This is a genomic window from Streptomyces sp. NPDC006265 (assembly GCF_040613555.1).
Lineage (GTDB): Bacteria > Actinomycetota > Actinomycetes > Streptomycetales > Streptomycetaceae > Streptomyces.
The window spans coordinates 12394-18978 of the sequence record NZ_JBEXSH010000063.1; the positions used below are offsets into that span (position 1 = coordinate 12394).

Here is a 6585-nt window from a genome sequence, read left to right on the forward strand (position 1 = left end):
TCGGCCAACTTCCGACCACGCAGGCAAGTTCCAGAAGGTAGGTTTCCCGCGTGTCCCCGTCTCCGCTCGCCCTCACCCTCGCCGACCTGGCGCTGTGGCCCGCCTTCGGCTCCCGCAGGAACCCCGGCCGGATCTTCGATCGCATGGTGGTGGAGACCGGTGAGGCGCCGGGAGACCGGGCGTTCGTCGACGACTTCCGGGCCCTGCTGGGCTGGTGGGCGAAGGCCGAGGGCCTGACCCCGGTCGGCTGGCAGGCCGCGCAGGGGCACGTCCGGCGGCATCTGGCCAACCGGGCGCGGGTGCGGCGGCTGATCGCCGAGCACCCGGAGATCGAGCAGGAGCCGATCGAGAGGCCCGTGTTCGTCGTGGGGCTGCCCCGCACCGCGACCACCGTCACGCACTCGGTGCTGTCACTCGCGGACGGGCACCGCTGCCCCCTGCTGTGGGAACTGCTCGCGCCCGACCTGGAGTTGCCGCCCCGGCAGCGACGCCGGGCGATCGCGGCCGGGCGCCGGATGGTGCAGGGCACGGACCTGTTCGCGCCGCGCTTCCGTGACATCCACGCGATGGCCGCCGAGGGCCCGGAGGAGTGCACGTTCGCGCTGCCGCACGCCCTGATGCCGTTCTCCCAGGCCCGTATCCCCGAATACCGGGAGTGGCACTGCGCGCGGGACTTCACCGCCGACTACCGGTATCTCAAGCAGGTCTACCAGGTGCTCCAGTACGGCCGGCCGCGGCGGCGATGGATGCTGAAGTCCCCCATGCACCTGGAGAACCTGGACGCGCTGCGCACGGTCTTCCCGGACGCCACGATCGTGTGGTGCCACCGCGACCCGGTCACCGTCGTGGCCTCCTTCTGCTCCCTGATCGAGCACGGCATGGCCGTCAGCACCCGGCCCGTCGACCTGACCGGCATCGGCGCCACCTGGCTGGGTCTGCTGAGCCGGGCCATGACGCGCGGTCTCGCGGCCCGGGCCGCCGTCCCCGCGCAGCAGCTGGTGGACACCCCGTACTCCTGGCTCGGATCCGATCCCGCTACCGGCGCCCCGAAGCTCTTCGCGGCCGTCGGCGCCCGGTGGACCGAGGCCGACGCGGCCCGGCTCCCCGCGGCCGTCGCCCGCCCCAAGGGCACCCGAAAGCACACCTACGACCTGTCCCGCTACGGTCTGACCCGCGACGAGGTCGAGTCGGCCTTCGCGGACTACAACGTGCTGCGGGCCGAGGTCGACCACGCCTGACGGCACGGCCGGCCCCGGCCCCGCGACGGGTCAGCTGCTGCTGACCGTCAGGTTGTTGGTGGTGAAGTTCAGGCCGCCGGACGACGAGGTGACCTCGTAGCCGAACTGCACGTCACCGATCGTCTCGTTGCCCATCCACTTCTTGGTGTCCTTGATCCACTTCAGGATCGGCAGGATGTTCACGGTGCCGGAGCTGGAGTTGGAGGTGCGGATGAACGAGAACACCTCGTTGGCTCCGTTGGTGCCCTTGAAGACGTTCCAGGAGTGGCCGCCGAGGCTGACGCTGCCCTGCGAGGAGCCGATCGGGCCGACGGGTCCGGTCTTGTTGACCCAGAGCATGATCTCGTAGTCGTGGTCCGTGTCCCAGATGTCGTACGACGTGTTGTACGCGCCGGACGACGGGACGCTGACGTTGTAGCTGCTGGAGAGCGAGCCCAGCGAGGTGATCGACTTGTTGATCGCCTTCGTCTGGTTCGGGTAGGACTTGATGCCGCCGGTGTTGGGGTGGTTGGCCCAGACCCCCCAGTTCGTGCCCGAGTTGGCCCAGATGCACTGGCTGCCGGCGCCGCCGCCCCAGATGTTGTTGTAGAGCGTGTAGCCGTTCAGGTTGGTCTGGGCCCACTGGTCGCAGGAGTTCCAGACGGCGGCGGAGGCGGGGGCGGAGGCGAGGCCGATGGTGGCGCCGAGTGCCAGGGCGGGGGCCAGCAGGGCCTTGGTGACCCTGCTCAGCGTGCGTGATGCCATGGTGTCCCTTCCATGGGGTGGGGGGATGAGGGGAACTACCACGCCCTCAGGGTGAGGACGTGGTCTTCTCCGGCGACCAGGTGGAGGGATTCTGCGCCGGAGGAAGTCCGCAGTTCGACGCGGTGGGTGCGACCGGGCCTGATGACGACGACGGCGCCGTCCCGCGTCCAGGTGAGGTCGAGCTCCGCCCCGAACCGGGTGCGTACCCCGCGCAGGGCGCCCTCGGGGTACGCCGTCGGCAGCGCGGGCAGCAGGACCAGCCGGTCGGGGGTCGACTGGACGAGCATCTCGATCAGTACGGCGGGCAGGGTGTGCGCGGCGTCGGCGTTGTAGACGTCGCGGGCGGGGTAGTGCGCGCTCATCAGGGAGGCGTGGAAGAAGTCGCCGTCCAGGACCTGGCCGAGGGCGTGGGAGACGCGGCCCGCGTCCCGGAGCCGGGCCGCGACGAGGGCGTGGTGGAGATGGCCGTGCGCGGAGTCGTTCTCGGCGCCGCGCAGTTCGAGGGCACGGTGTGCAGCGTCGGCCAGTTCGGGGGTGTCGTAGGGGGTGATCTCGTCGAGCGGCCAGACGCCGTAGAGGTGGCTGAGGTGGCGGTGGTCGTAGGAGTCGGTGAGGCCGGGCCAGGCCCATTCGGCCAGGGCGCCGTCCTCGTTGATCCGGTGCGGCGGGAGCCGGTCGGCGAGGGCGGTCCAGCGGTCGGCGTCGGGGCCCGGGTGATAGGCGGCGGCCGTGCGCAGGGCATGGCGGGCCGCGGAGAGGTCCATGGCGGCGTTGACGGTGCCCCAGCTCGCGGTGGCGGGCCGGTTCTCGGGTGAGTAGGACGGGACGACGACGAGGTGCCCGTTCTCGTCCGTCCGGGTGAGGAAGTCCTCGTAGAAGAGGGCGACTTCGGCGAGAGCGGCGGTGGTGCGGGGGTCGCGGGTGCCGTGGGTCTCGTCGTGGTCGACGAGCGGCTTGAGCAGCCAGTCCGCGCCCGCCGTCCACAGGTGCAGCGGGTACTCGCGGTTGTAGTGGTAGGAGTGGCCGGACTCGCCGTCGGAGTGGGCGGGGGCGACGACGCCCCGGGTGCCGAAGATCGCGCGGGCGTTGTCGCGCCAGTCGGGGAGCAGACGGTGGACCAGGTTCGCGTGCGCCTCGGTGACCTCCGGGAGGGCTGCGGCGGCGGCCGAGGCGGTCTGGAGGTTGAGGTTGGCGTCGTTGGTGAACGCGCCGGACCAGGCGGTGTTCCAGTCGCCGGTCCACAGCCCGGTCAGGCGGGGCGGGAAGAGTCCGCTGGCCGACAGCAGGTGGTAGCGCCCGGCGGCGAAGAGGCGCTCCAGCAGGGCGGCGCTGCGCGGCTGCTTGAGCAACTCCGATCCCGGCAGGGCCCGTTCGGCGGGGTCGGCGGCCAGGTCGAGGGTGACGCGCTCGTAGGCGGCGCGGTGCAGGGCGGTGTGCCGGTCGAGGAGCTCGTCGTAGGCGGCGGGCAGGTCGCGCAGGGCACGGCCCTCGGCGACCACGTCGAGCTCGCCGGTGTGCCGGTGCACCCGGGTGAGGAGCAGCACGGACCGGGCGCCCTCGACGCGCACGCCCGGGGGCACCAGGGTGGTCGTGCCGCCGGTGACGGTGACCTGGGTGACGCCGGTGCAGGCCCGGTCGCTGTCCGGGTAGCGGGCGCGCAGGCTGAGCAGGGCGCCCTCGGGGGTGAGGACGGCTCCGTGGCCGACGCCCAGCCGGGCGGGGGTGCCGGGCAGCCGGGGGTCGAGGTCGATGTCCAGCGTGAGACCGGGTCCGGAGAGGTGCTGGACGATCACGTCGTCGGCACGGGAGACGAAGACGCGGCCGGTCCGGCCGGCGCAGGCCGTGCTCACCACTCCGGTGGTGAAGTCGAGGTCCCGCCGGTAGTCGTGGCCGCCGTCCTCGGGCCGGGCCAGCCGGATTTGGAAGGCGGGGTGGAAGGGCTGCACCCACTGGTGGGGGCGCCCGTCCGTGAAGTCCTCGGCTGCGGTCGTGTCGCCCGCCAGGAGACGGTCCTGGAGCCCGGGCAGGTCACCGGCGAGCTGCGGGGGGCGGGGATCCCGGCCGTTGGGCTGTACCAGGGTGTGGTGGGTGACGACGACCCGCTCGGCGTGCGAATCGCCGAACACCAGGGCGCCGTGCCGGCCGTTGCCGCTGAGGAAGGCGTCCTCCCAGCGGGCGGCCGGGTGCGGCTCCCAGGTGCCGTGGACGGGGACGGAGTCGGTCATGGCCGCAGCACCGCCGCCTCGTAGCGGCCGAGGGTGACCCGGTCGGTGACGTCCGTCCCGGACAGCAGGTCACGGTGGGTGCCGGGCACCTCGACGGTCACCGGCTCGCGGCCGTGGTTGAGCACGAACAGCACCTCGCCCCGCCGCACGGCCTCCACCTGCTCGGGGAGATCGTCGAGCACCGGCCGGACGCCCACGCCGGCGGCGATCGAGGCCAGCAGGCCGCGCAGCGCCTCGGGCTCCGGGAGCGTGGAGACGTACCAGGCCCGGCCCTTGCGCAGGACGGCGGGCAGTCCGTCGAGTTCGCCGCCCTTGTAGGGGACGGTCTCCTCGGCGGTGCCGTCCCCCTCCAGTTCCTCGGACCACAGGGTGCCCCGGAAGCCCTCGCAGGCGACCGTCTCCCCCGCGTCCAGCGGCCACCACTCGTGCAGCGTGCGGATGCCGAACAGCTCGCGCAGCCGGGCGTCCATGCCCCCGGGGCGGACGCGGTCGTCCTGGTCGGCGACGCCGGTCTGGAAGCCGCAGACGAGGGTGCCGCCCTGCCGTACGTAGGCGAGGAGGTTGTCGGTCGCGGCGTCGGTGAGGGAGTACAGCTGCGGCACCACGACCAGCGAGTACGGCGTCAGGTCGTGCTCGGGGTGGGCGAAGTCGGTGGTGAGGTGCGCCTGCCACAGGGCCCGGTGCCAGGCGCGCAGGACGTCCGGGTAGTCCACCCGGGTGGAGAGACGGCCGTCCTGGGCGCCGGCCCACCAGGCGTGCCAGTCGTGCAGGACGGCGACGTTCGCGGTGAGGTGCCGGCCGGTCACCTCGGGGGCGATCCGTTCCAGGTCGGCGCCGAGCCGCTTGACCTCCTGGTACGTCCGGCCCTCCTCCCCCGCGTGGCTGACCATGCCGGAGTGGAACTTCTCCGCGCCCTGCCGGGACTGCCGCCACTGGAAGTAGCAGACGGCGTCGGCTCCCCGGGCCACGGCCTGCAGGGACCACAGCCGGTTGAGGCCGCGGGGTTTGGGGTGGTTCACGCCCCGCCAGTTGACCGGCCCGGCCGCCTGCTCCATCAGCATCCAGGGCCCGCGTGCCTGGGAGCGGGTCATGTCCTGGACCAGGGCGCCGTTCTGCGCGCCGAGGGGGTCACGCGGGTCGGGGTAGAGGTCGACGGAGACGACGTCCTCCTCCTCGGCCCAGCGCCAGGCGTCCTGCCCGAACCACAGCGGCATGAAGTTGCTGGTGACCGGCAGGTGCGGGGTGTGCCGCCGGACGATGTCCCGCTCGGCGGTGTAACACTCCAGGAGCATGTCGGAGGTGAAACGGCGGAAGTCCAGGACCTGGCCGGGGTTGCGCATGTAGTGCGGCAGGCGGGGCGGCAGGATGCCGTCCCAGGTGTCGTAGCCCTGGCTCCAGAAGGCGGTGCCCCAGGCCTCGTTGAGGGCGTCCAGCGAGCCGTACCGCTCGCGCAGCCATCGCCGGAAGGAGGCGGCGGCCTCGTCGCCGTGGTCGAAGGTGCAGTACTCGTTGTTGATGTGCCACATCGTCAGGGCCGGGTGGTCGCCGTAGCGGGCGGCCAGGTCCTCGGTGATGGCGGCGGCGTAGCGCCGATAGGTGGCGCTGGAGTGGGAGAAGTGCTGCCGGCCGCCCCACCACTCGGTGCGGCCGTCCTCGGTGACGGGCAGGGTGTCGGGGTGCAGCCGGCCCATCCAGGGCGGGGGCGAGGAGGTCGGGGTGGCGAGGACGACGCCGATGCCGCCTGCGTGCATCAGATCCATCAGCGTGTCCAGCCAGCCGAACTCCCGTGCCCCAGGCGCCGGTTCCAGCTTCGACCAGGAGAAGACGCCGAGGGTGACCGAGTTGACGCCGGCGGTCTTCATCAGCCGGACGTCCTCGTGCCAGGTCTCCTCGGGCCACTGCTCCGGGTTGTAGTCCCCTCCGAAGAGGAGACGCCCCCGGGTGGCGTCGCTCAGGGCGGGCCGTTTCGGCACGGTCATCAGGTGGGCTCCCCGTACTGCACGCCGCGCCCGTTGGTGGCGATGTACACGCGACCGTAGACGCGCGGGTCGCCGGTGATGGTCGCGCCGATCCAGCCCCACTGGTGCTGGTCGTCGTTGACCCGCACCCAGCTCTTCGCCTCGTCGTCGGAGCGGTAGACGGCGGTGATGGTCTCGGTGGAGCCGACCATGTAGAGCGCCGGGTAGGAGGCGCCCTCGGCGGCCTTGCCGAAGCCGAGCGTGTACGAGGCCCAGCAGCTGGCGACCTTGGTGAAGGTGGCGCCGCCGTCGGTCGAGCGGTACAGCCCGTTCCACTTGAGGCTCAGCCACAGGTCGCCCGAGCGGCCCGGGGCCGCGACCAACTGGAACTGGGTGTCGCCCGAGTTCAGGCCGGTGGCC

Annotated in this window: 4 protein-coding genes and 1 pseudogene; 1 reads left to right on the forward strand and 4 read right to left on the reverse strand. The window is 72.3% G+C overall.

The features are described from left to right. Nucleotides 1–50 precede the first annotated feature (50 nt). Nucleotides 51–1238 (forward strand): sulfotransferase, encoded by a 1188-nt coding sequence (locus ABZ281_RS08430; protein WP_356653380.1) that lies wholly within the window; start codon nt 51–53, stop codon nt 1236–1238. Nucleotides 1239–1268: 30 nt separating this feature from the next. Here ABZ281_RS08430 and ABZ281_RS08435 read toward each other — a convergent pair whose 3' ends face one another. The 4 genes and pseudogenes from ABZ281_RS08435 to ABZ281_RS08450 all read right to left on the reverse strand — a co-directional run. Continuing rightward, nucleotides 1269–1982, reverse strand: a complete 714-nt coding sequence (locus ABZ281_RS08435; RefSeq protein WP_356653382.1) for a hypothetical protein — start codon at nt 1980–1982, stop codon at nt 1269–1271. A 35-nt stretch (nt 1983–2017) separates the two neighbouring features. Beyond that, nucleotides 2018–4207 (reverse strand): glycoside hydrolase N-terminal domain-containing protein, encoded by a 2190-nt coding sequence (locus tag ABZ281_RS08440; RefSeq protein WP_356653384.1) that lies wholly within the window; start codon nt 4205–4207, stop codon nt 2018–2020. Then, nucleotides 4204–6186: a beta-galactosidase gene (locus ABZ281_RS08445; RefSeq protein WP_356653386.1), complete on the reverse strand. Its 1983-nt coding sequence runs from the start codon at nt 6184–6186 to the stop codon at nt 4204–4206. The genes ABZ281_RS08440 and ABZ281_RS08445 overlap by 4 nt, the downstream gene beginning before the upstream one ends. Next, a pseudogene (locus ABZ281_RS08450) lies at nt 6186–6585 on the reverse strand (1,4-beta-glucanase); the annotation flags it as partial. The gene ABZ281_RS08445 and the pseudogene ABZ281_RS08450, both read right to left, overlap by 1 nt.

Bases quoted from the DNA above. Each gene is read 5' to 3' on its own strand.
- ABZ281_RS08435 (WP_356653382.1), bottom strand. From the start codon at position 1,982: ATGGCATCACGCACGCTGAGCAGGGTCACCAAGGCCCTGCTGGCCCCC.
- ABZ281_RS08440 (WP_356653384.1), bottom strand. From the start codon at position 4,207: ATGACCGACTCCGTCCCCGTCCACGGCACCTGGGAGCCGCACCCGGCC.
- ABZ281_RS08445 (WP_356653386.1), bottom strand. From the start codon at position 6,186: ATGACCGTGCCGAAACGGCCCGCCCTGAGCGACGCCACCCGGGGGCGT.